Origin of the sequence: Marinococcus halophilus (assembly GCF_900166605.1) — a bacterium.
GTDB lineage: Bacteria > Bacillota > Bacilli > Bacillales > Marinococcaceae > Marinococcus > Marinococcus halophilus.
Map to the genome: position 1 here is coordinate 951,268 of NZ_FVZD01000006.1, position 22,545 is coordinate 973,812.

Annotated in this window: 19 protein-coding genes and 1 pseudogene; 10 read left to right on the forward strand and 10 right to left on the reverse strand. The window is 46.8% G+C overall.

Going from position 1 to position 22,545, the window contains the following annotated elements:
* Window positions 1–96: 96 nt before the first annotated feature.
* Both B5066_RS10915 and B5066_RS10920 read left to right on the forward strand, forming a co-directional pair.
* Window positions 97–1,284, forward strand: coding sequence for an MFS transporter (locus tag B5066_RS10915; RefSeq protein WP_079475946.1), 1,188 nt, complete (start codon window positions 97–99; stop codon window positions 1,282–1,284).
* 467 nt (window positions 1,285–1,751) lie between these two features.
* Window positions 1,752–2,447, forward strand: coding sequence for a C40 family peptidase (locus tag B5066_RS10920; protein WP_179124090.1), 696 nt, complete (start codon window positions 1,752–1,754; stop codon window positions 2,445–2,447).
* A 56-nt stretch (window positions 2,448–2,503) separates the two neighbouring features.
* Here the strand turns inward: B5066_RS10920 and B5066_RS10925 are convergent, their stop codons facing one another.
* The 4 genes from B5066_RS10925 to B5066_RS10940 form a co-directional block, all read right to left on the reverse strand.
* Complete coding sequence (locus tag B5066_RS10925; RefSeq protein ID WP_079475948.1) at window positions 2,504–4,090, reverse strand: L-lactate permease; 1,587 nt, start codon at window positions 4,088–4,090, stop codon at window positions 2,504–2,506.
* A gap of 521 nt (window positions 4,091–4,611) precedes the next feature.
* Window positions 4,612–6,087, reverse strand: a complete 1,476-nt coding sequence (locus B5066_RS10930; protein WP_079475949.1) for a protein adenylyltransferase SelO — start codon at window positions 6,085–6,087, stop codon at window positions 4,612–4,614.
* A gap of 200 nt (window positions 6,088–6,287) precedes the next feature.
* Window positions 6,288–7,022 (reverse strand): YqcI/YcgG family protein, encoded by a 735-nt coding sequence (locus B5066_RS10935; protein WP_079475950.1) that lies wholly within the window; start codon window positions 7,020–7,022, stop codon window positions 6,288–6,290.
* Between the two features lie 115 nt (window positions 7,023–7,137).
* On the reverse strand, window positions 7,138–8,016 hold the full coding sequence (locus B5066_RS10940) for an aldo/keto reductase (protein ID WP_079475951.1): 879 nt from the start codon (window positions 8,014–8,016) through the stop codon (window positions 7,138–7,140).
* Between the two features lie 236 nt (window positions 8,017–8,252).
* Here B5066_RS10940 and alr point away from each other — a divergent pair, with 236 nt between their 5' ends.
* A complete protein-coding gene (gene alr, locus B5066_RS10945) occupies window positions 8,253–9,341 on the forward strand; it encodes an alanine racemase (RefSeq protein WP_079475952.1) in 1,089 nt (362 codons plus the stop codon).
* Between the two features lie 44 nt (window positions 9,342–9,385).
* On the opposite strand, the gene B5066_RS10950 is transcribed toward alr, so the two are convergent.
* Both B5066_RS10950 and B5066_RS10955 read right to left on the reverse strand, forming a co-directional pair.
* The gene (locus B5066_RS10950) at window positions 9,386–10,339 is read right to left on the reverse strand and encodes a Gfo/Idh/MocA family protein (RefSeq protein ID WP_079475953.1); all 954 of its coding nucleotides are present in this window, start codon (window positions 10,337–10,339) and stop codon (window positions 9,386–9,388) included.
* A 27-nt stretch (window positions 10,340–10,366) separates the two neighbouring features.
* On the reverse strand, window positions 10,367–11,287 hold the full coding sequence (locus tag B5066_RS10955; RefSeq protein ID WP_079475954.1) for a prenyltransferase: 921 nt from the start codon (window positions 11,285–11,287) through the stop codon (window positions 10,367–10,369).
* Window positions 11,288–11,577: 290 nt separating this feature from the next.
* On the opposite strand from B5066_RS10955, the gene B5066_RS10960 reads away from it, so the two are divergent.
* Complete coding sequence (locus B5066_RS10960; RefSeq protein WP_079475955.1) at window positions 11,578–12,897, forward strand: short-chain fatty acid transporter; 1,320 nt, start codon at window positions 11,578–11,580, stop codon at window positions 12,895–12,897.
* Window positions 12,898–12,921: 24 nt separating this feature from the next.
* Here B5066_RS10960 and B5066_RS10965 read toward each other — a convergent pair whose 3' ends face one another.
* Window positions 12,922–13,803, reverse strand: a complete 882-nt coding sequence (locus B5066_RS10965; RefSeq protein ID WP_079475956.1) for a LysR family transcriptional regulator — start codon at window positions 13,801–13,803, stop codon at window positions 12,922–12,924.
* A gap of 114 nt (window positions 13,804–13,917) precedes the next feature.
* On the opposite strand from B5066_RS10965, the gene B5066_RS10970 reads away from it, so the two are divergent.
* The 6 genes from B5066_RS10970 to B5066_RS10995 all read left to right on the forward strand — a co-directional run bounded on the left by B5066_RS10970 (window position 13,918) and on the right by B5066_RS10995 (window position 20,327).
* Window positions 13,918–14,613, forward strand: a complete 696-nt coding sequence (locus B5066_RS10970; RefSeq protein WP_079475957.1) for a CoA transferase subunit A — start codon at window positions 13,918–13,920, stop codon at window positions 14,611–14,613.
* 16 nt (window positions 14,614–14,629) lie between these two features.
* Window positions 14,630–15,289: a 3-oxoacid CoA-transferase subunit B gene (locus B5066_RS10975; RefSeq protein ID WP_079475958.1), complete on the forward strand. Its 660-nt coding sequence runs from the start codon at window positions 14,630–14,632 to the stop codon at window positions 15,287–15,289.
* Window positions 15,289–16,476: an acetyl-CoA C-acetyltransferase gene (locus B5066_RS10980; protein WP_079475959.1), complete on the forward strand. Its 1,188-nt coding sequence runs from the start codon at window positions 15,289–15,291 to the stop codon at window positions 16,474–16,476. Before B5066_RS10975 ends, B5066_RS10980 begins: the two co-directional genes overlap by 1 nt.
* 162 nt (window positions 16,477–16,638) lie before the next feature.
* On the forward strand, window positions 16,639–18,006 hold the full coding sequence (locus tag B5066_RS10985) for a sigma-54 interaction domain-containing protein (RefSeq protein WP_079475960.1): 1,368 nt from the start codon (window positions 16,639–16,641) through the stop codon (window positions 18,004–18,006).
* 224 nt (window positions 18,007–18,230) lie between these two features.
* Window positions 18,231–19,007, forward strand: a complete 777-nt coding sequence (locus B5066_RS10990) for a 3-hydroxybutyrate dehydrogenase (RefSeq protein ID WP_079475961.1) — start codon at window positions 18,231–18,233, stop codon at window positions 19,005–19,007.
* 36 nt (window positions 19,008–19,043) lie between these two features.
* Entirely contained in the window at window positions 19,044–20,327 is a 1,284-nt protein-coding gene (locus B5066_RS10995) for a GntP family permease (protein ID WP_079475962.1), read from the forward strand.
* A gap of 54 nt (window positions 20,328–20,381) precedes the next feature.
* On the opposite strand, the gene B5066_RS11000 is transcribed toward B5066_RS10995, so the two are convergent.
* The 3 genes and pseudogenes from B5066_RS11000 to B5066_RS11010 all read right to left on the reverse strand — a co-directional run bounded on the left by B5066_RS11000 (window position 20,382) and on the right by B5066_RS11010 (window position 22,344).
* On the reverse strand, window positions 20,382–21,047 hold the full coding sequence (locus B5066_RS11000; RefSeq protein WP_079475963.1) for a haloacid dehalogenase type II: 666 nt from the start codon (window positions 21,045–21,047) through the stop codon (window positions 20,382–20,384).
* Window positions 21,048–21,162: 115 nt separating this feature from the next.
* Window positions 21,163–21,411: pseudogene (locus B5066_RS16580) on the reverse strand (SDR family oxidoreductase); the annotation flags it as partial.
* A gap of 279 nt (window positions 21,412–21,690) precedes the next feature.
* Window positions 21,691–22,344, reverse strand: coding sequence for a TVP38/TMEM64 family protein (locus B5066_RS11010; protein WP_079475965.1), 654 nt, complete (start codon window positions 22,342–22,344; stop codon window positions 21,691–21,693).
* Window positions 22,345–22,545 lie beyond the last annotated feature (201 nt).

Sequence of the window (22,545 nt, forward strand, 5' to 3'; positions counted from 1 at the left end):
GCCGTTTCGACGGCAGCATTTTTTAGGGGGACTGGACAAGCGAGGTTAAACGCTTTACTATGGTCTCTCATAGTTTATTAAAAAGAGGTGGCAGAGATGAGTATTTTTCGTACGAACCGGGCCATTATTATCGCTTTTATGATAGGAACTTTTTCCATCGGGATGACGGAATACGTAATTACTGGTCTTGTCACTCAATTATCAAATGATTTGGATGTACCCGTTTCACTAACAGGACTTTTGCTTAGTGTGTACGCTATCAGTGTGGCAGTGTTTGGACCGATATTTCGTATAACGACGATGAAATTTCCAGTCAAGCCGGTACTGGTTTCCTGTATGGCGGTTTTTGTGTTAAGTAACGTTTTAGCAGCAATGGCTACGTCTTTTACTGTACTTGTGATCGCACGCCTGATTTCAGCAGCGATCCACGCTCCTTTTTTTGGCCTCAGCCTGGCCATGGCCCACCATATTGTGGCTCCGTCGAAAAGAGGACAGGCAATTGCTGCCGTGCAGGGAGGTTTAACGATATCTATTATGCTTGGGGTGCCGTTTGGTTCATATCTGGGCGGTGTGCTTGAATGGAGAGTCGTATTTTGGATGATTGCTGGGCTTGGGCTTGTTACGCTAATTGGACTTGTGCTGACCCTGCCAAACGAAAAACCTTCTGAAATACCGCAAGTGAAAAATGAACTGGGCGTTTTCAAGGAGAAAACATTTCTTATAACGCTTATGATCGTGATTCTCGGTTATTCCGGTGTTTTTACCACCTACGTCTTTAAGGAACCAATTTTACGCGAAATAGGCGGAGTGGACGTAGTGGGGGTAACGTTTGCGTTATTTGCCTTCGGTACTGGGGCTGTGGCCGGAAATTTCCTTTCCAGCCGTATCCCGCTTCACCATTTAACGAGCAGGCTGCGTATTGCTTTTCTGCTTTTGACACTTATTTTAGTTTTCTTTATCCCAATGATCAGCGTTATCGGTACTTTATTTGTCGCAAGCTTTTTACTTGGAATGTTTGCATTTGGCACGGTGCCGCTGTTGAATGCCAAGCTGCTGATCAGCGGTCAGCATGCGCCTTCTCTTGCCGGAACGATAGCAGCAGCTGCTTTTAACCTGGCCAATGCGCTCGGAGCTACTCTTGGAACTATCGTACTGAATGCGGGAGCCACGTTTTTTGTGCTCACACTCTGCGGAGCGGCGCTCTCTGTCATCGGTATTTTGCTAACGGTCATCCTTCACAGCATGGAACGCAAAGATGCCGCTGCATCTTCGAATACAGCTTAAGCATTTTAAAATGAAAAAAGCAGGCTGCTTCCGGTATAAATCTGGAGCAGTTTTTTTGTAAGCTTGGAGATACGTCTATGCATTAAAATAAAGAAGAATTCAAACGGGATTTCATGGAGATAGAATACTTTAATCATTGCTTTGCCAGCATGTCGTCAATATTTATGTATTTAAAAAGATATTATATTTTATTTACCTAATTAATGTATAAAATATTACTTTTATTAAAATGAGATTACAAATGACCTAATTCCGTTGTTTAAGAAAGCAGGGTCGGATATACTCGGTCATGTTGAGTCGCTGATTTAACACATATAAAATTTTTAAACTACTTAATGGAGGTGCAGTTTCACTCTGTCGTGTCCAGCCGTTGTTACTCCAGTCGTGTGACATAAAAGGCAAGTAAACATATAAGAAAACTTAACAATACTTATTCAATCAAGTTTCGGTGATGGATGCTACGACTAGTGAACATTATAATGAAAAAATATCTTTTTGGAACAGCAATTACAGCAGGAGTCCTACTTGGTGCTCCGCAGGCAGCAGACGCGTCTATCGACGATCATGGTTCTTTGTCCTACGGCGATACGAATTCCTCGGTAAACGACCTGCAGGAAACATTAAAGGATGAAGGTTATTTCCACGGCTACACCGGCTCGCGTTTTGGCCCACGGACGTTAAGTGCGGTTAAAGAATATCAATCCGATCACGGCATTTCTTCCCCAGCCGGAGATTATTACGGTGTAGCCGGTCCAGCGACCCAGGATTCTTTAATGGGATCGGGTGAACAGGTAGCGGGCGTTTCCACAAGCAGCAGCTCCGGGATTACAAGCACGGCTAAGCAATACATCGGGTCACCTTATGTTTGGGGCGGCACGTCCCCGAGCGGCTTTGACTGCAGTGGATTTATTAATTATGTTTATGAGAAGCACGGTGAAAACATCCCTCGGACTGTCTCCGGCATGTACAGTGCGAGCTCGAAGGTTTCGAATCCTTCCCCGGGAGATGTTGTATTCTTTAACACGAGAGGCGGAGCTTCTCACGCGGGTATTTATATAGGCAACAATGAATTTGTTCATTCCGGCTCTTCTACAGGCGTAACTACTTCGAGCCTTGACAGCTCCTACTGGGGTCCACGTTACATGGGTGCCGGCCAGCTTTAAAACGAATATTAAAAACAGGAGGGACTCTTTGAGGAGGCCGCTCCTGTTTTTTTATCTTAAAATAGATTCATTATAATGAAGCCTCCTGCTCCTGCCAAAACGCCGTAAAGAATAGCCGGGCCGAGCGTCTTACGTATTACGCTTCCTTCTTTTCCTTCCATGCCAACCACCGCACATGCAGCGACTACATTATGGATACAGATCATATTTCCGGCTCCGGCCCCAACGAGCTGGGCTCCGAGTACGACTGTGGGATCCACGCTGGTAGCGTTAGCGATGCTGTACTGCACCGGGGAAAATGTGAGAGTGGAAACGGTGGCACTTCCGGTAATAAAAGAGCCAAGCTCTCCAAGAAAGGGGGCGACAAGGATCCACATGGGACCGAAGGCGGCTGCCATGCCGGCTGCGATATACTCAGGCATACTGGTGATGTCGTTAGCATTGATACCCGAATTGCTGAAAACATGAACCATCGCAAGGGTGGCAAATAAAGTAATGCCGGTGATTTTGATGGTGGAAAAAGCATCCTTTGCAGAGGCAGTAAAGTTTTTAAACGAACGTCGTTGAATGATTACTGCAAGCAGGGCAGTAACGGTGAGGATGGTCCCGGGAGAATACAGCAGTTCCCAGTTGGAAGTCACCCCTTCAATGCCAAGAATGTTTGTCCATGAAAGATCAAGCACGTTGGTAGTGAATTCCCGGAGCCACGGAATAATTCTTGTAAAAAGCAGCAGAACCACTACAATCAGGTATGGCGACCACGCAGTCAGAAGGCTCATATCGGATTTTTCACTGTTAATCTTAAAATCATCCTGCAAAGCATCTGTCCAGGTTGTTTTCGGAAGAAGGATGCCTTTTTTCGCAGTAAATGCAGCCACAGCAAGACCGGTGAGAGCTCCCAAAATAGCGACAAATTCCGGGCCGAATAGAAATGCGTATAACAGCGCAGATGACGTATACACAGCCCCGATCATCAAAGTCCATGGCAGCATTGGCCATGCATCATGCAGCCCTTTTCCTTTTCCAAAGAAGAGGGTGAGTACGGCAACCAGTATAAAAGGGATAAAGGTGCCGCCAAATAAATCAATTAAAGTAACCGTAACACCAATTTCCTGAAAAAAAGCCGGACCAGCCGGGTCCAGGGTACTAAGGCCGACAATTACTGGTGTACCAACTGCTCCAAAAGCTACAGCCGAGCTGTCTGCTATAAGTGCGGTGGCTACGGCAGCGAGCGGCTTGAAACCTAAAGCAAGCATTAAGGGAGCTGTAATCATGGCCGGTGTCCCGAAGCCGGCAGCTCCTTCGAGCAGGGAGCCAAACAGAAAAGCTACAATGATCAGCTGTACCCGCATGTCCTCTGAAATGCTTTTAAACCCCTGATTAATTCGATCTACAGCGCCATTTTTCCGCAGGGTATTCAGCAGCACAAGTGCTCCAAATAAAATGAGCAGAATCGTTAATGTTTTATGAGCCCCCTGAAGAATAGAAGAAAGAATGATATGCCCTCCCATTCCCCAGACCGTAACAGCAAGCAGGATCACTATAATAGAACTTAGTGTCATTCCTTTAATAGCAGGCATGCGAAGCAGAACAAGAAAAATAAAGGGAAAAATTACAGCACTTAGAGCGACCAGCATCAGCATAGAGGAATCTCCTTTACAGAGGAAGTAGGAAACTAAATCATTCTTTTTAAAGGTTTGGTCATCATATGTCTTAATTCTACCTTAAACGCTTTCATAAAAGCGTGCAATAGGAGAGATCCGTGCAGTAAAAGGAAAGGGAGGATTGTCTTATTTTTGACATAACTCAGACAAGATTCTGCCACAGGAGACAAAGAAGAGTTGCTTTAGGAATTATTGCTCTGCTTCAGCTCGAAGGCACAGTGGCGCAGGCTTTATTTATCGCCAGCTCATTTCCTATGTCCAAAAACAGCGCCCTGTTCGCGCTCGAATATGATAATTATCCCGAATATGCTGCTCAGAGCGTGCTTATTTCGACAATATTTGGCGGCATTACCGTTTCCATAGTTATCTTTTTATCCCGGGTGTGGTTCGGGTGAGGCAGAAAAAGCTGCAGCGCTGAGAATTAAAAAAGCAACAGTGATAAAAATAAGAAGCCTCCGTTCAGCAGTGAGCGGAGGCTTCCAGTAATTAATCATCGTTTTTTACGTGCCGCAGTACGTACGGTAGGGCACAAGTGAAGGAGCGGGAGGTGCTGTATATTTTTCCTGCTCTTTAGTATGGGCGTAAGGCTCTGAAAGTACATTCAGGAGCTGGTTCATCACGCTGTAATCCCTGTTTTTTTCAGCGGCTTCAATCGCCTCTTCCACATGATGGTTCCGTGGAATGACCGCAGGGTTATGGTCACGCATCAGCTGTCCGGAGAGGTCTTTGGATTCCTCCTGCCTTTCGAGGCGCTCAAGCCACTGTTCCTGCCAGGAAGCAAAGTCACTGTCCGTAAAGAGCCCGGAGTCATCGAACTGGTTAAAGGTCAGAGCACGGAAGGTATTCGTGTAATCGGCTTCATGCGTCTGCATAAGGCTGAGCAGGCTGGTGATAAGCGCTTCGTCTTCCTGTTCTTCCGTGAAAAGTCCGAGTTTGGCACGCATCCCCTGGAGCCAGTATTCATTAAATCGCTCAGGGAACTGAGAGATTTCTGCCTGAGCAAGCTCCACGGATTTCTCCTGGTTTTCATCAATAAGCGGCACAAGGGCTTCAGCAAACCGGGAAAGATTCCATTCTGCCATAATCGGCTGCCTGCCGTAAGCGTAGCGGCCGCGCGCATCAATCGAACTAAATACAGTCTTTGGATCATAGCTGTTCATAAAAGCGCATGGGCCGTAATCAATAGTTTCTCCGCTGAGAGCCATATTGTCGCTGTTCATTACTCCATGGATAAAGCCGGCAAGCTGCCACTTGGAAATTAACGAAGCCTGGCGTGTAACGACTTTGCGGAGCAGCTCCAGATAAGGATTTTCCGTTTCCCGGACTTCTGGATAGTGACGATCAATTGTATAGTCAGCGAGAGCCTGTAGATCGTTCATTGAGCCGTGGTTTAAAGCATATTCGAATGTGCCGACACGCAGGTGGCTGGAAGCAGTACGTGTCAATACTGCCCCGGTCAGCACGCTTTCCCGGAAAACGGGTTCACCGGTTTTAACAACAGCAAGACTCCGGGTGGTTGGTATGCCAAGCGCATGCATTGCCTCGCTGATAATATATTCCCGTAGCATTGGCCCAAGCGCAGCACGCCCGTCACCGCCCCGGGAATACGGGGTCCGGCCGGACCCTTTCAGCTGAATATCAACTCTGCGGCCTTCAGGGGTTATTTGTTCCCCGTGAAGGAGGGCGCGTCCGTCCCCGAGCATCGTAAAATGGCCAAACTGGTGCCCGGCGTAAGCCTGGGCAAGCGGCAGTCCGTTCTCCGGCGTCTGGCTGCCTGCGAGTACCTGTAAGTTTTCGTCTTCCCGCAGTGCTTCACTATCAAGCCCGAGAGAAGCAGCAAGCTGTTCGTTCAATATAACAAGCTCCGGTTCCTGGACAGGAGCTGGAGTGAGTTTGGAAAAAAAGGTTTGCGGGAGGGCGGCATAGCTGTGTTCAAGCTGCCAGCCCGCTTTTTTTGCTGTGTTTTTTTCAGCCATAAATACTCCTTTAAAATATATTTTTGAAGCTAAGCAGCGTATATCGAAAAATCATTATTTATATTATGATACATCTTTCATTATACAAGCCTTCCTCCCAGTTCTTCAAATTTAAAGATGCAGAGTGTAGGCATTTAAAAACGCTTCCTGCGTTACACAGAAAGCGCTTGCGGCCATTAATTTCCTCGTAAATGAGATACCTATACGTCTTTATGATGAAATGGGCATTTGCCTTCTATTGGCTTAATGTCGTCTCCAATGAAAAACTGCTTCCACTCGTTGTGTGTTGGATCACCAAAGTGGCTGATATCCGGGTGAGTAGGGAGGTTATCCCATTTCTCTACGCGGGCCCGGACTTTTTCTCTCGACATGATGCCTCCTTTTTCTGTGCCTTCAAGCCCTTCGAAAATAGCACGGGGCTGAAAGCCGAGAATCAAACTGTTCCCGAGGTCTCTCGTTTTCCGCTGCTTATAGGCAGGGGCATTACCGAAAACAAAAACGGGTTCGCCGGCAAAATGGTAGTCCCAAAGAAAATGATCGGGATCTTTTGGCTTGTCTCCCGGCCAGCTGTACCTGTCCTGTTCATGCAGGTGCTGCAGTACCTCCCAGAAATAGGAGCGGTAATAGTCGACGGACTGCTCACGTGCTTCGGGTTCGACGAAAAGAAACAGGCCGTGCCTGGTAAAAGGCGGTTCCGCCATTAAATGGAGAAAGCTTTCGAGCACACCACCAAGGTGATCCCAATGGTCATGAGTGATATAAGAATAGCGCAGTTCTCCTTTTCGCTGTGCTTTCATGCCGAAAAAGCAGGGGAACTCGGGGTTGGTTACTACGTGCTTGAAGGTCTGGTATTCCTCCTGCAGCCAGGAGGGGAGCCGGTCGGACGTTTCCATATCTTCTTTCGTCAGCAGATAAGGACTGGACGTTTGTAGCATGCTGCTGCTCCTTTCATTCAGGGGAATCAGGGGAGAACTTTCTCTCCTCTGGGAAAAAAGCCTTCAGCCTGTGCAGAAGCGGATGCTGGCTGAAAGCTTTTATATAAAACATTATTTAACTGCTGCTTTTCACAGCATTAGTAAGCGTATTAAATTCCTCATCGCTCAGTTTAATGCCGGCTGCAGCGATATTATCTTCCAGGTGGCTTACTGTAGAAGTGCCTGGAATTGGAAGAATAACGTCGGAACGCTTCAGGAGCCATGCCAGTGCGAGCTGAGCTGGTTTTGCGTTATGGTCTTCGGCCAGCTGGTCCAGCGGGCCGCCTTCCTGGGCGAGTTCACCGGTGGCAAGAGGGAACCATGGAATAAAAGCAATATTGTTATCGTTACAATAATCAAGCATTTCTTCTGATTCACGATTGACCAAGTTATAGCGGTTTTGAACAGAGGCAATAGAAGTTACCTTTTGTGCTTCTTTAAACTGTTCGGTATTCACTTCACTGAGCCCGATATGACGGATTTTGCCTTCTTCCTGCATTTTTTTCAGTTCACCGACCTGGTCTGCAACCGGAACTTCAGGGTCCACCCGGTGCAGCTGCATAAGATCAATGCGTTCAAGACCTAAATCCATCAGGTTCAGCTCAACCTGCTGGCGCAGATATTCGGGGCGTCCCACCGGGCGCCAGTCATTAGGGCCTGCTCGGGTAAGGCCGACCTTTGTCGCGATCGTCATATCGTCGTTATACGGATGGAGCGCTTCTTTAATAAGGCGGTTGGCTGTAAACGGGCCATAGGCGTCTGCTGTATCAATAAAATTGACCCCGAGTTCTGATGCCCGGCGGAGCACGCGGACAGCTTCCTCAGGATTGGAAGGCTCTTTCCATACGCCCTCGCCGGTCAGCTGCATTGCGCCGTAGCCTAAACGGTTCACTTCTATATCGCCGCCGATCCGGAATGTGCCGGCCTGGTCTGCGGTAATGTTTGAATTTCTCATATATGATCCTCCTTCAGTAGAAACAAAGTTTATACACTTTGTTAATCATACCCGCACTGCTGGTTTTTTAATCCGGTGCGGTTGGTTAGAGGCGTAGAAGCCAAAAGGGAAAATTATTTGTATAAAAAGAAATGGAAAGGTGGTTTTTCACGGCTTTTGGAAAGGTATAGAACAGAAGGCGCATGAAATTGTTCTCAAACATAGAATGATATTCAGCAGAAAAGGGCGTGTAATGGATGAACTCTTCATGGATCGAAATTAACGTAAAGGCTGTACGCAATAATATTAACCAGATTAAGCAGCGGATGCCGGATAAGTTTTTTGCCGGTATTGTAAAAAGTAATGCCTATGGGCATGGGCTGGTTCCGATGGCAAAGTATATTGAAAACGAAGTGGATTACTTAGCAGTGGGGGTCGAAGAGGAAGGCATTGAACTGCGGAAAAACGGAGTAAATACCCCAATTTTAGTTTTAGGGCCGTATTTTAATGAGGAACATGTAATCGATTACCATTTGACGCCTACCGTTGACACAATTGAAAAGCTAAAAAAATTAAATGAGGCAGCGGAAAAGAAAAACGCAGGCCAGTATCCATTTCATTTGAAAATCAACATTGCGTTGAACCGTTTTGGACTGGATGAAAAAGATTTAAATCCATTTCTGGAAACGTACCAAACGCTGCATTCGGTGAAGATGGAAGGCGTTTATTCTCATTTTGCTGCCAATAGGCACGCGGAAAAAATTACTTTTCAGAGTGACCGCTTAAAGCAGTGCGTAGAAATCATAACGAAAATTTATGGCATTCATCCTGCATATGTACACATGGCCAACAGCGCGATAGCTGTCAAATATCCGGAGCTTGGCTTTAATATGATCCGTATCGGCAACGCCATGTTCGGCCAGGCAGGGAGCAGAAACGGCCTGCGATTTGAAGAAACGTTCGAGCTGAAAACCCCGCTTCTGGAAACCCGGGAAATCAAAAAAGGAAGCACGGTGGGCTACGGGGATACAAAACCATTGAACGAAAACATGACTGTAGGGCTTATTCCACTTGGAGAAGCACACGGCTTTAACTTTGCCCGGGAGAACCAGTCCAGCACGCCGAAAAAACTGGCTTTTAATATTCTTCGGAGTGTACGTTCCTACGTCCGGCCGCCGGCAAAAATATTCTGGGGAGAGGAGCCGGTGGACGTGGTCGGGAAGCCAAGCTCGCAGTTTTCGCTGATTGATGTAACCGGGAAGGCCATCAGCGAGGGAGACGCTTTAACAGCACGAGTTTCGATCATGAATGCGCAGGAGTCCATCGAACGAAAATATATAGAATAACAAAACAGGGCCCGCAGCTTCTGAAACAGAAGGCTGCGGGCTTTTCATGATTTAATAAGCTGTTCAAGCACGGACGCATTTTCTTTAAATCCGTCCGAGGGCCAGTCTCTTCCCTCCAGCAAACCAAGAGAAAGCGACTGCATGCCGGTGACATAATAGTTATCTGAAATAGTTTCGCTGTAGGATTCTCCGCTTTCCAGTTCGATGGAGACCCTGCACGGCCGCTCTGTCGGGATAAATGCCTGGTGGGCGCGCAGGACTCCCTTTGTTCCGATTACTTCATACTCGTTGCGGGTGGCTGCATTCATGCCGGAGTCAAAGTGGGCAAGCCGGCCGTCGGGAAAGGTAAGGACTCCCGCAGCTGCCCAGTCGCTCCGTTTGTTTTCATGAAAAGAATAAAAGGCGCTTGCATGGTCTGGTTCCCCCATAACCTGCCGGATGGCGTGAATGCAGTAGCAGCCGACATCATAGAGGCTCCCGCCGCCGTCAGCCTGAGAATGAAGGCGGATATTGCCTTCGGTATGCTGCAGCGGAAATGTAAACGAAGAACGCATCGTCACAACGTCTCCAATTGCATTGCCTGCAAGCATCTTTTGGACAAGCTGATGCTGGGGGTGAAACCGGTACATGAAGGCTTCCATAAACTGGACCTTATTTTCTTCGCAGACGTTTTTGATTTCCACAGCTTCCGCCTGTTTCAGCGCAGCTGGCTTTTCACACAGTACGTGCTTTTGTTTTCTGGCAGCTTTGATGCTCCATTCTTTGTGCAGATGATTAGGGAGGGGAATGTAGACCGCATCGATATCGGGATTGTCAAGAAGTTCGTCGTAGCTGTGATAGACCTCCGGAATATGAAAAGCTTCTGCGAGTGCCTCTGCTTTGCCGCTGCCGCTCGCAATTGCATGAGCTTGTGCATTTTCCGTATGCTGCAGAGCAGGCAGCATTTGTTTTTTGGCGATATCGGCAGTGCCCAGGATTCCCCATCGAATTGTTTTCATCAAAAAGCCTCCTAATTAAATAGTAGTTTAAAAGATCCCTTGAAGCAGAAGAGCCAGTGCCAGGAAAAATCCGCACAGTACTGTACTTTTAATTGACGCCCCCATGAGCGGTCCGTAGGATTCAGAGGGATTAGTATCCTCCAGGGCAGTATATGCTTTCATGAGCGGCCAGGCAGAAATAACAGCAATCAGGGCATACCAGGGAAGCGCCCCGACAAGGATACCTAAGGGGATCGTGAGCATAGCGAGCAGGGTGAAGGCTTTTGAGAGAAGCAATCCTTTCTTTTCCCCGAGGACTACTACAAGCGTATTTTTTCCGGAATCACGATCGGCTCTCCAGTGAAGGAAGTGGTGATTGTAGAGCACCATAGTGGTGAGGATGCCAATCGGAAGGGAGAGAAAAAATGCCCGGGTGTCAAAAAAGCCTGTCTGCACGTAGTAGCTTCCCATTACGGGAAGAACCCCGAACGAAAGCAGAATGGCGACTTCGCCGTAACCTTTGCCCCGGTAGCCGAACTTGAACGGAGGGGCTACATAAAAGTAAGCAAGCATCCCGCCAGCAGCTGCAAGCACCAAAAGCGGCCATCCTTTGGCGATACTTAATATGATACCGCATAATAAAGCCAGGGTTAAAAACATCCAGGTGACAAGCGCGAATGTCTTCTCAGACACCCGCCCTTCCGTCAGCATACCGGAATTGGTGGAAACATCATTTGCGGTATCCTGAGCCTTAGTATCAACGCCGTTGCGGTAGTCCCATAAGTCGTTCACCATATTAGAAAACAGATGGGCGCTAAACGCACCGATCAGTGTAATGATAAACCAAAGCGGCTCGAAGACACCGTTCCATGCGAAAGCCCCAAGTGCTCCCAGCAGCACTGGCATCAGCATAACAGACAAAAAACTCGCCCGCGCGGCTTCCAGCCAGAAAGAAATTGTATGTTTCATGAGCAATCGTCCTTTCAACGTGAAATAAACATAACGTGGGCAGATAAAAACTGCCTAAGAATTATATCAAAAAGAAAAGACGAATACCTGAATGAGGCTTATTAAGTAATATAATATATTTTTCAAATATAGACTTTAGCTATTTTCAGTGAGCATAAAAATTCCAAATAAGAGTAATTTCAAATAGCCAGATCATTTTAAAAACGAATAAAAGTATAACTGGATGGTATTTCACTTAAAGTTAAAAATTCGATAAAGTTAAATGTAAGCGATTACAAAGGAGGCATTATTTGAAGACATTAACGAGAATCTCAACTAGTTTAGTACAGCGTTACCTGCCGGACCCTTTTCTTTTTGTTCTTGTTTTAACTTTAGTAGTGTTTTTTTCGGGATTACTTTTTACACCTAGTACACCAATCAATATGGTGACTTATTGGGGAGATGGGTTCTGGGACTTGTTAGAATTTGCAATGCAAATGGTTCTTGTATTAGTTACAGGGTACGTACTAGCGAGTAGTCCGTTTTTTAGCCGTCTTCTTAAGACAGTGGCATCGATAGCCAAGACACCAGGACAGGCTATAGTTTTAGTAACGTTAGTAGCTTTGGCGGCAAATTGGATTAATTGGGGTTTTGGTCTAGTAATTGGGGCATTATTTGCAAAAGAATTAGCGAGACAAGTGCCTAAAGTAGATTACCGTTTGTTAATTGCCAGTGCATATAGCGGATTTATAGTTTGGCATGGCGGTCTTGCTGGTTCTATTCCCTTGACAGTTGCTACTCCAAATAATATTTCACAAAACTTAATTGGTTTATTATCTACAAACCAAACGATTTTTTCTGCCTTTAATTTGACTATCGTTGCTTCTTTATTCGTTACTGTGCCAATAGTTAATAGAGTAATGATGAACCAAAAGGAAGCTGTAACAATTGATCCAGTACTGCTAGAAAATAGAAAAGCAGCAACAAAACAAATATTTCACGAGGAGCAGACGCCGGCAGAACGGTTAGAAAACAGCAAATGGCTTTCTATGATTATAAGCGCGTTTGGTTTAGTTTTTCTAATTTATTATTTTGTTACGAATGGTTTTCAGCTTAATTTAAATATAGTAAATTTTATGTTTTTGACCTTAGGCATTTTCTTTCATGGAACCCCTGTAAATTTTTTAAGTAGTGTTGGCGAAGCTGTAAAAAACGCTGGCGGCATTATTATCCAGTTCCCGTTCTACGCTGGGATTATGGGGATGATGGTAGCCTCTGGCCTTGCAGTACAAATATCAGAATGGTTTATTGCATTTTCTACAGAAGCAACATTTCCACTTTTTTCTTTTTTAAGCGCGGGGATAGTAAATTTCTTTGTACCGTCCGGCGGAGGACAATGGGCTGTACAAGCACCCATTATGCTTGAAGCGGGTGAAGCATTGGGTGTTGATCCAGCAAAAACAGTTATGTCTGTAGCCTGGGGAGATGCTTGGACGAATATGATACAACCATTCTGGGCTTTACCTGCACTTGCTATTGCCGGTTTACAAGCAAGAGATATTATGGGTTTTTGTTTATGGATTCTCGTAGTTAGTGGTGTGATTATTAGCGTAGGATTAATGTTTTTATAAATTCAGCCTAATACGGTATATAAATTAAGCAAAAGCTTCTTCCACAAAAGAAATCCACGCCTGGGCGGCCTGAGTCTGGTAGCTGTGCTTCCGCCAAATAAGCGCAAGCCGCCAGTGCAGCAGCTCATCATCTACCGCAAGCACAGAGACATTTCTGGTGTCGGCTTTATGGACAACAGTTTCAGGAAGCAGGGCAACGCCGAGGCCGGCCATGGCGCTTTCAAATAAAAAGTCCCACTGGGAGCTTTCGTAAAGAATGTCAGGTTCAAAGCCTGCCTGAATACATGATTCGAAAACCCGGTCATACAAAGAAAAGCCCTGTTGAAACATTAAAAAGGACTCGTGTTTTAAATCTTTCATTTGAATTTTTTCTCGTCCGGCAAACGAGTGATCTGCCGCGGTAACAGCGAGAATTTTCCGGTCAATAATATGGCGTATCTCAAATTGTTCGTTATCGACCGGGAGTATGGCTACTCCTACGTCAATATTTCCTTCAAGCAGGGACTGTTCCATGATTTTGGCACCTTCCTCGATGATACGCATGCCCGCTTCGGGATAAACTCTGCGGAAGTTGGCAATAATTTCGGGGAAAAAGCTGGAGCCGATGACGGGCGGAAGTCCAAATGTAAAGCTGCCTTTTTTATGCAGTTTAATTTCCTCTGCTTCCTGCCACAAATCTTCCGCGCTTCGAAGCACTTTCTGGGCGTGCTGGCGGATGATTTCCCCTTCCCTGGTCACAAAAAGATTACGGGTAGAGCGGTCGAGCAGCCGGAGGCCGATTTCATCCTCAAGCTGATGAATCGTTTTGCTTAAAGCCGGCTGTGAAATGTGAAGCTTCTCGCTGGCCCGGGAAAAGCTTAGCTCCTTGCAGACCTCCAGGAAAAAACGAAGCTGTTTGATATCCATGCGGCACCTCCTATTCCATTTAGTAATAAATTTATTTTATTTATCTATTTTACTTATGAAAGCGCTGTTAGTAAAGTGGAAGTACCAATTAAACAACCGAAGGGAGTTCATATCATGACGAAGGTACAAACGTCTTTTGAAGAGAGCGTAGCCCGCATCCAGGACGGCGATACCCTGATTGTTGGAGGATTTGGTCTTTGCGGCATTCCGGAAAAAGCCATTCAGGCGCTGGCTGAAAAAGGAACGAAAAACCTAACAGTGGTCAGTAACAACTGCGGCGTTAACGATTGGGGCCTTGGACTGCTGCTTGAAAACAAGCAGATCAAAAAAATGGTGGCTTCTTACGTAGGGGAAAATAAAATTTTTGAAGAGCAGTACTTGAGTGGGGAACTTGAAGTAGAGCTCGTGCCCCAGGGAACGCTTGCAGAGCGTATACGGGCAGGAGGGGCCGGTATTCCCGGCTTTTACACTCCGACAGGCGTAGGTACTCCAATTGCCGAAGGCAAAGAGCACAAAGTTATTGGCGGCAGGCAGTGCATTCTTGAGGAAGCTATTCAGGGAGACGCAGCTCTTGTAAAAGCGTGGAAGGGCGATGCCTATGGAAACCTCATCTACCAGAAAACAGCCCGTAACTTTAACCCGCTGGCAGCAGCGGCAGGGAAGTTTACGATCGCAGAGGTGGAAGAACTGGTGGATGTTGGAGAACTTGATCCGGACTTTATTCATACACCAAGCCTGTATGTTCAGCATCTTCTTGTTGGAACCTTATACGAAAAACGCATTGAGCGCAAAACAGTCCAGCAGGCATAGAAGGAGGAGAAAGAGCATGAGCAGTCAAAGAGAAAATATTATCCAGCGGGCGGTGCAGGAAGTTGAAGACGGAACAATTGTGAATTTGGGCATTGGCATGCCAACAATGATTGCTAACTACATTCCGGCAGAAAAAAATATTTTTCTGCATTCCGAAAACGGCCTGCTCGGCATTGGCCCGTATCCCGGGGAAGATGATGTGGATGCAGACTTAATCAACGCTGGTAAAGAGACAGTGACCGTAAAACAGGGAGGATCCTTTTTTGATAACGCAGAATCCTTTGCTATGATCCGCGGCGGCCATATCGACCTGGCGATTCTCGGAGGAATGGAAGTGTCCAGCCAGGGAGATCTGGCAAACTGGATGATTCCTGGAAAAATGGTGAAAGGCATGGGTGGCGCTATGGATATCGTGCAGGGAGCGCAAAAAGTAGTTATCATCATGACTCATACGAATAAAAACGGAGAATCAAAGATCCGTAAAGAGTGCGCTTTGCCGTTGACAGGTGAAAAAGTAGTAGACCGGTTGATTACAGATATGGCCGTTTTTGATTTTACCCCATCTGGTATGGTGCTGAGAGAAGTACTGAACGGAGCAGATGTAAAAACCGTGGAACAGTATACAGACGCTCCTTTTACAATAGATGAAACCCTGATAGACCGGGAGGCAAAATAATGAAAACAGAACATGTTCTGCTTGGCGGAGCGGTACGTACGCCGGTCGGTGGCTTCATGGGGAGCTTAAAGGATGTACCGGCTGTAAATCTGGGAGCGCTTGTGATTGAAGAAGCGCTTGAACGTGCCGGCGTTCCGAAGGAAGAAGTGGATGAAGTCATTATGGGAAACGTTCTTCAGGCAGGTCTTGGGCAGAACCCGGCAAGGGTCGCTTCTTTAAAGGCCGGTCTCTCTGAAAATATACCTGCAATGACCATTAATAAAGTGTGCGGGTCCGGCTTGAAGGCCGTACACCTGGCGGCTCAGGCCGTACTGACCGGCGATGCAGATATCGTCGTTGCCGGGGGTATGGAAAACATGAGTCAGGCTCCGTACCTGCAGATGAACGCGCGCAGCGGCTTTGGCATGGGAGACCAGAAGCTCGTTGACAGCATGCTCCATGATGGGCTGATGTGTGCGGTGGAAAACTATCATATGGGCGTGACAGCTGAAAACATTAATCATGAGTACGGCTTTACACGCGAAGAACAGGACTCGTTCGCCGCAGCCAGTCAGCAAAAGGCCACGGCAGCAAGGGATAACGGAGTGTTCAAAGAGGAAATCGTGGCTGTCCACGTACCACAGCGAAAAGGAGAGCCCATCGAGGTATCGCAGGACGAACACATTCGAAGCGGTACCACGGTAGAAAAGCTCAAAAAATTAAAACCGGCGTTTCAAAAAGATGGAAGCGTAACCGCAGGCAACGCCTCGGGCATTAATGACGGGGCCGCAGCCATTATTGTTATGAGTGAAAAGAAAGCGAAGGAGCTGGGCATTACAGGCATGGCCCGTATCGCCAGCAATGCTAGTGCCGCCGTGGATCCGAGCGTGATGGGGCTGGGGCCGGTGCCGGCCATCCGAAAAGCTTTAGACAAAGCGTCCATTTCGATGGAAGAAATTGACCTGATTGAAGCAAACGAAGCGTTCGCCGCCCAGTCACTTGCTGTACAGAGAGATCTGGATATTGATTCAGAAAAGCTGAACGTAAACGGGGGCGCAATCGCTTTAGGGCACCCGATCGGAGCAAGCGGCACTAGAATTTTCGTGACCCTGCTTCACCAGATGAAACGCCAGCAGGCAGATAAAGGGCTGGCGGCATTATGCATCGGAGGCGGCCAGGGCGTCGCCACCGTCGTGGAAAGAATTTAACCAAGGTTGAGCACAAGCAATTAAAAACATCTCCGGGCCGTCGCAAGCTGATTGGCTGCCGGAGATTTTTTCGTTAGATAAAGTTTCCGGTTCTATTGAAAAAATTTTCAGGAGCGTTAACATTTAATCAGTAACGTCAGCCGCAATAATGGGGTGGGAGTCATGAAACATTTAGAAGGCATGGAGCATATTTGCAACATATTGTTCGGCAGTCTGCATCATTGTGTGGTTATTGTCAATGAACAGGGAATCATTACGTATATGAATGAACGCTATTATGAATTTCTCGGCACAAGCGCCTCCAGAGCGGTCGGGCGTCATGTGACAGAGGTAATAGAAAACACGCGCATGCATCTTGTAGTAGCTTCAGGAGAAGCAGAAAAAGCAAACATGCAGTACATCAGAGGCAATTATATGATTGCCGACCGCGTGCCTTTGTATAATAATGGGCATATTATTGGGGCGCTTGGACTGGTCATGTTCCGGGACAGAAAAGAATGGGCGGAAATGAACCAGCACATTAAAACCTTAATGCTCGAGCTCGAATCGTACCAAAAGCAGGTGGAGCAGCTGAATGGAACGTCTTATTCCCTCCATGATGCGCTCAGTGTGTCTCCGGAAATGGAAGAAGTAAAACGAAACGTGCGTAAAGTAGCTTCAAGTGATGTGTCCGTACTTCTGCGCGGCGAAACGGGCACCGGGAAGGAATTATTTGCCCAGGGGCTGCATAAGTTGAGTGAAAGAAGCATGAAGCCTTTCGTGAAAGTGAACTGTGCTGCGATACCGGCAGATTTACTTGAGTCCGAGCTGTTTGGCTACGAGGAAGGAGCATTTACCGGTGCGAAAAAGGGCGGGAAGCCCGGGAAATTCCAGTTAGCCGACCAGGGAACCATTTTTCTGGATGAGATAGGTGATATGCCGCTGAAGACCCAGGTAAAGATTCTGCGTGTGCTACAGGAGGGCGAAATTGAGCCGCTCGGCGCACAAGGACCCCGGCAGGTGGACGCGCGGGTGGTTGCTGCTACTAATCAGCCGCTCGAACAGCTGATAGAAAAGCAGCAGTTCCGGGAGGACCTGTACTACCGGATCAACGTTATTTCGTTTACAATACCTTCTCTGCGTGAGCGGCCGGAGGATATTCCTCTTCTCAGCAAATTTATGCTCCAAAAAGTTACAGAAAGATTGGGTAAACGAATTACGGCGTTCGATGAACAGGTGCTTGACCGTTTTCTGGATTACTCGTGGCCGGGCAATGTGCGGGAACTTGAAAATACAATTGAGGCAGCCGTGCATCTTGCCGAAGGAGAAACAATCCAGCTGAGCGATCTTCCGGAACGTATGTCGGGTAAGATTGCTGCAGACGGAGAGCGGGGAACGAAACCGTTAAAGCAGGTATTGACAGAAGCAGAGAAGCAGGCGGTTGTTCAGGCATTAAAAGAAGCGAACGGGGATAAGCGGGAAGCCTGCGCGCTGCTCGGGATAGGAAAGTCCAGCCTTTACAATAAAATCATGAAATACGGCCTGGAATAACAACAGTTTTTTCCAGGTTTCCGGAAAACCATTCCATTGTTTTGGAATGGTTTTATTTTTTTGAGCTTGCCTCGTAAAAGAATATGTTAGCGGCGGGGCTTCGAAACAAAAATTTTTAAAGCAGATGTTGGCACGGTTTTTGCAATTAAGTAAGAGGAGAACGAATTTAAAATGAAATTCGTTTTGTAAGCGATTACTTAAAAACATAATCAGGAGTGATAAACATGGTTCAAGGAAGAGTAGTCTTTATCACAGGTGCAGCGAGCGGTATCGGGCTTGCAATCGGAAAAGCCTTTGCCCGGCAGCAGGCAAAGGTGGTACTGACAGATATCGATCAACAGAAAGTACAGACTGCTGCCAGGGAGGTTGAAGATGAAGGCTTCACCTGCATCGGACTGGCCTGCGATGTTACTAACGAAGATGCGGCAGACGAAGCTTTTGCGGAAACGCTGCGAGTGTTCGGCCGGGTAGACATTCTCATTAATAACGCCGGGATGCAGTATGTGGCAAAGCTCGAAGATTTTCCTACAGAAACTTTTGAAAAAATGACCAAAATCATGCTGACTGCGCCTTTTTCCATGACGAAAAAAGCCATTCCGATTATGAAAAAACAAAAGTATGGCCGCATCATTAATATGTCTTCGATCAATGGGGTGATAGGCTTTGCCGGGAAAGCAGGATACAACAGCGCCAAGCATGGACTAATCGGTCTCACAAAAGTAGCGGCTCTGGAAGGGGCGGAGCACGGTATTACAGTGAACGCTCTATGTCCTGGGTATGTGGATACGCCGCTTGTCCGCAATCAACTGGAAGATCTGGCGTCAGACCGGGGCGTGACTCTAGAGAAAGTGCTGGAGGAGGTTATCTATCCACTCGTACCTCAGAAGCGGCTGCTCGACCCGCAGGAGGTAGCAGATTATGCACTTTTTTTGGCCGGGGATCAGGCGAAAAGCGTAACCGGACAAAGTGTATTAATAGACGGCGGGTACACCGCGCAATAAGCAGGAACCTGCTTAAGAGAAAAAGGAGGAAAAATCATGCTTGGAATTTTACTGGGCTTAATAACATTAATGGTCTTCGCTTACTTAGGCTGGTCCATTATCTGGGTGGCACCGGTGGCAGCAGGCATCGTAGCGCTGACGGGAGGGCTTGACCTGCTTGATGCGTATACGGGCACATATATGAGCGGCTTCGTCGATTTCGCGCAAAGCTGGTTTCCGGTGTTCATGCTCGGAGCTGTCTTCGGAAAGCTGATGGAGGACACCGGGATGGCACGTTCTGTTGCTTTGGCTCTAACAAAGCTGATTGGTACTAAACGGGCAATTCTAGGAGTTCTGGTAGCTTCGGCGGTGCTTACTTACGGCGGTGTAAGCTTATTCGTGGTCATCTTTGCAGTCTACCCGCTCGCCATTTCACTATTCAGGGAAGCGGATATCAGCCGCCGGCTGCTGCCCCCGACGGTAGCTTTAGGGGCATTTACGTTTACAATGACGGCTTTGCCCGGCACGCCTCAGATTCAAAACCTGATTCCGATCGAATATTTCCGTACAAGCGCTACGGCCGCCCCGTTAATGGGTATTGTTGCAGCCCTGGTGATGGCCGTAGGGGGATACTTTTATTTGCGGTGGCGCGAGAAGCAGATCACAGCAAAGGGAGAACATTTCACTGAACCGAAGGATAAGAGCATGATGGAAAAAGAAGAACAGGCCCCGCCATTTATGCTGTCGATTCTGCCATTGATTACAGTGCTTTTAACACTGAACCTTTTCGGTTGGGACATCGTTGTAGCACTCCTCGCAGGAATAATACTTATTATGCTGCTGAACCTTTCTAAATTTAAAAAGTTCGTGCCGGCTATTAACGGAGGAGCGAGCGGCTCCGTGCTTGCCATCATTAATACGAGTGCTGCTGTTGGTTTTGGGAGTGTAGTAAGGGAAGTGCCGGGATTTGACCAGTTGACTTCATTGTTAATGGGAGTACGCGGCAATCCATTAATTTCCGAAGCGGTGGCGGTTAACATTCTCGCAGGATCGACAGGCTCAGCTTCCGGCGGGATGGGGATTGCGCTCGAAGCACTTGGGGAAGAATACTACCAAATAGCGATGAATACAGGGATTAATCCCGAGGCATTTCACCGTATTGCTTCGCTTTCTTCAGGGGGGCTGGATGCCCTTCCGCACAACGGAGCGGTGCTGACTTTACTGACGATTACAGGCATGAGCCATAAAGACAGCTATAAGGATATATTTGTCGTTGCTGTATTGATTCCAATCATTTCCGTCATTGTCGTTATTCTGCTGAACACAATCGGAGTTTTGTAAAGAAAAATAAAGACGTCCTGCGGCTATGGCAGGGCGTCTTTAATGTGATGTTAATCAATCTTGGGTTAATGGGGCGAGCGTGGTGTATTGGTAATCAGGGGGAAGCTGCAATTCTTCGATGGGCTGTTCGCTGCGGTTAATCCAGGCTGTGGTAAAACCAAATGCTTTAGCGCCGCTGATATCCCAACCGTTGCTTGATAGAAAAGTAACTTCATGCCGCGGGGCCCCGACAGTTTCTAAAATGAGCTGATACGATGCCGGGGAAGGCTTGAATTGCTTGATGTCGTCCACGCTGATCACATGATCCAGATAGTCGTTTAAACCCGACTGTTCAAGCAAGGGCTCGAGCATATCTCTCGAGCCGTTGCTGAATACGATCAGGGTAGAAGATTGATCTTTAAGCTTCTGCAGAACGTGCAGGCTTTCCTCATAGAGAGAAAGGTGGTTATAAGCTTCCATTAGTGTTTGCTCAGTATCTGCCGTCCATTCCAGATGGTGGGCGGCTAACGAAAATCGCAGGGCATCTCTTGTGACAGAGGAAAAAGGGACGTATTTTCCCATTGCCTGGCGAAGGAAGGAGTACTGGATTTGTTTTTGTCTCCACAACTGGCCGATGCTTTCCCCATGACCGGGAAAATATTTTTCACATGTGGCGTCGACCGATTGAATATTAAACAAAGTGCCATATACGTCGAAAGCAAAGATAGAATTTGCGGACATCAAAAAGCTCCTTTCTTTGTTGCTGCTTTAAGAATAAAAATTATCCCGGAAAAACAAATACCGTATTATAGACTAAACGACGTCATACCGCCTTCAATGTAAATGTTTTAACCGTTCACATAGCTCGATCCGGGGGCGCCAGATACAATACGGAAGTTTTAAGCTCGTCAAGGCGGCCGGGGCGCTGTTCGACGGAATGCCGGAAATCGTCGTCTTCAAGGGAGGCGGCATTAAAATCTGTTTTAAAGAACCACGGGCTGAGCGCATTCACTGTAATGCCATACGGGGCGTGCTCTCTGGACAGCTGCCTGGTAGATTGAATAAGGCCTGCCTTACCGGGGCCATAAAGAGAGCTGAAGAAAAGACTTACGCCACCGAAGCAGTATTTAAGATGCGGTCGTGATTAGCTTTTTTCATACAGGGAACAAGCAGGGATACCCTATACGGATACCCCTGCTTTTCTACATTTAATCTATGAGTTTATATGCTTCAGGACAATACCTTCACAAATCTGCAGCCAACGCTGTCTTCATTATTCATTATAACCTTAAAAATGGATTTATTTGTTTTCCACTGTAAATTATTTAAATTATGCGGATAAGAAAGCATAGGCCGGCCATTAATACAGCTTTTTCAAGATTTTTCAGGAGGCAAGGCCGAGCCATCGTTTGACGGGTTCCCGGAAGTAATAAGTAATGCCGACTAACAATAAAAATAAAGCGGCAGCAGTAATAAATATAAAAATATTGCCTGACGCAATGCTGGCACCAAGAAAACTATAAGCAAACGTGCCCGGTACCATTCCCAGTACGGTAGCAAGAATAAAGGAATTAAAGCGGACTTTTGCAATCCCGCCTGCATAACTGAGTAAATCAAAGCTTACAATTGGGATGAGCCGTAATACGAAAATATATATAAACCCGCGTTTTTCCATCTGGCTGAACAGTTTTTCCGACCAGGAGAAATTTTCTAATCTCAAAACTGAACGGCCGAGCAACCTGGCCGTGACATAGCCTGTAATTGCTGCTCCAGTAGCCCCGAAAATGATGTAAAGAACACCGGGCCAGACACCAAAGGCAAGCCCTGCCCCGAGCGAAAGTACAGAAGTAGGGAAAAATACGAAAGGACCAATCATATAAATAACGAAGAAAATCACTGGAGCCCACCATCCAAATGATAATACGAACTTACGGATATCGGTGGGGCTGACCTCGAAATAAAAGTGAGTAAAGTAGAATGCGGCGCCGAATGCTAATAAAATGAAAATAATCTTAAACCAACGCGGGAGTGGAAGCACAAGTGCTCATTCCTTTCGAAGCGGTTGTGTACTCGAGAGCAACTGCTTATAGACTGGAAAAGGATGCAAAAGAAACAAAAAACTAATTGTGAAAATAACGTATCATTTTTGGGCTCATTCCCCCAAAGAATTTCTACTGCGATGTTTTTCGCTTTGGTTTATTAAAGATAATTAAAAGTACGAATGTTATCGCTGCCATAG

Coding starts and splice junctions, on each gene's coding strand:
- B5066_RS10925 (WP_079475948.1), bottom strand. CDS start 4,090: ATGCTGATGCTGGTCGCTCTAAGTGCTGTAATTTTTCCCTTTATTTTT.
- B5066_RS10955 (WP_079475954.1), bottom strand. CDS start 11,287: ATGAAACATACAATTTCTTTCTGGCTGGAAGCCGCGCGGGCGAGTTTT.
- B5066_RS10950 (WP_079475953.1), bottom strand. CDS start 10,339: ATGAAAACAATTCGATGGGGAATCCTGGGCACTGCCGATATCGCCAAA.
- B5066_RS10965 (WP_079475956.1), bottom strand. CDS start 13,803: ATGGATATCAAACAGCTTCGTTTTTTCCTGGAGGTCTGCAAGGAGCTA.
- B5066_RS10975 (WP_079475958.1), top strand. CDS start 14,630: ATGAGCAGTCAAAGAGAAAATATTATCCAGCGGGCGGTGCAGGAAGTT.
- B5066_RS10985 (WP_079475960.1), top strand. CDS start 16,639: ATGAAACATTTAGAAGGCATGGAGCATATTTGCAACATATTGTTCGGC.
- B5066_RS10935 (WP_079475950.1), bottom strand. CDS start 7,022: ATGCTACAAACGTCCAGTCCTTATCTGCTGACGAAAGAAGATATGGAA.
- B5066_RS10980 (WP_079475959.1), top strand. CDS start 15,289: ATGAAAACAGAACATGTTCTGCTTGGCGGAGCGGTACGTACGCCGGTC.
- B5066_RS10940 (WP_079475951.1), bottom strand. CDS start 8,016: ATGAGAAATTCAAACATTACCGCAGACCAGGCCGGCACATTCCGGATC.
- B5066_RS10990 (WP_079475961.1), top strand. CDS start 18,231: ATGGTTCAAGGAAGAGTAGTCTTTATCACAGGTGCAGCGAGCGGTATC.
- B5066_RS10930 (WP_079475949.1), bottom strand. CDS start 6,087: ATGGCTGAAAAAAACACAGCAAAAAAAGCGGGCTGGCAGCTTGAACAC.
- B5066_RS10995 (WP_079475962.1), top strand. CDS start 19,044: ATGCTTGGAATTTTACTGGGCTTAATAACATTAATGGTCTTCGCTTAC.
- B5066_RS10915 (WP_079475946.1), top strand. CDS start 97: ATGAGTATTTTTCGTACGAACCGGGCCATTATTATCGCTTTTATGATA.
- B5066_RS10970 (WP_079475957.1), top strand. CDS start 13,918: ATGACGAAGGTACAAACGTCTTTTGAAGAGAGCGTAGCCCGCATCCAG.
- alr (WP_079475952.1), top strand. CDS start 8,253: ATGAACTCTTCATGGATCGAAATTAACGTAAAGGCTGTACGCAATAAT.
- B5066_RS11000 (WP_079475963.1), bottom strand. CDS start 21,047: ATGTCCGCAAATTCTATCTTTGCTTTCGACGTATATGGCACTTTGTTT.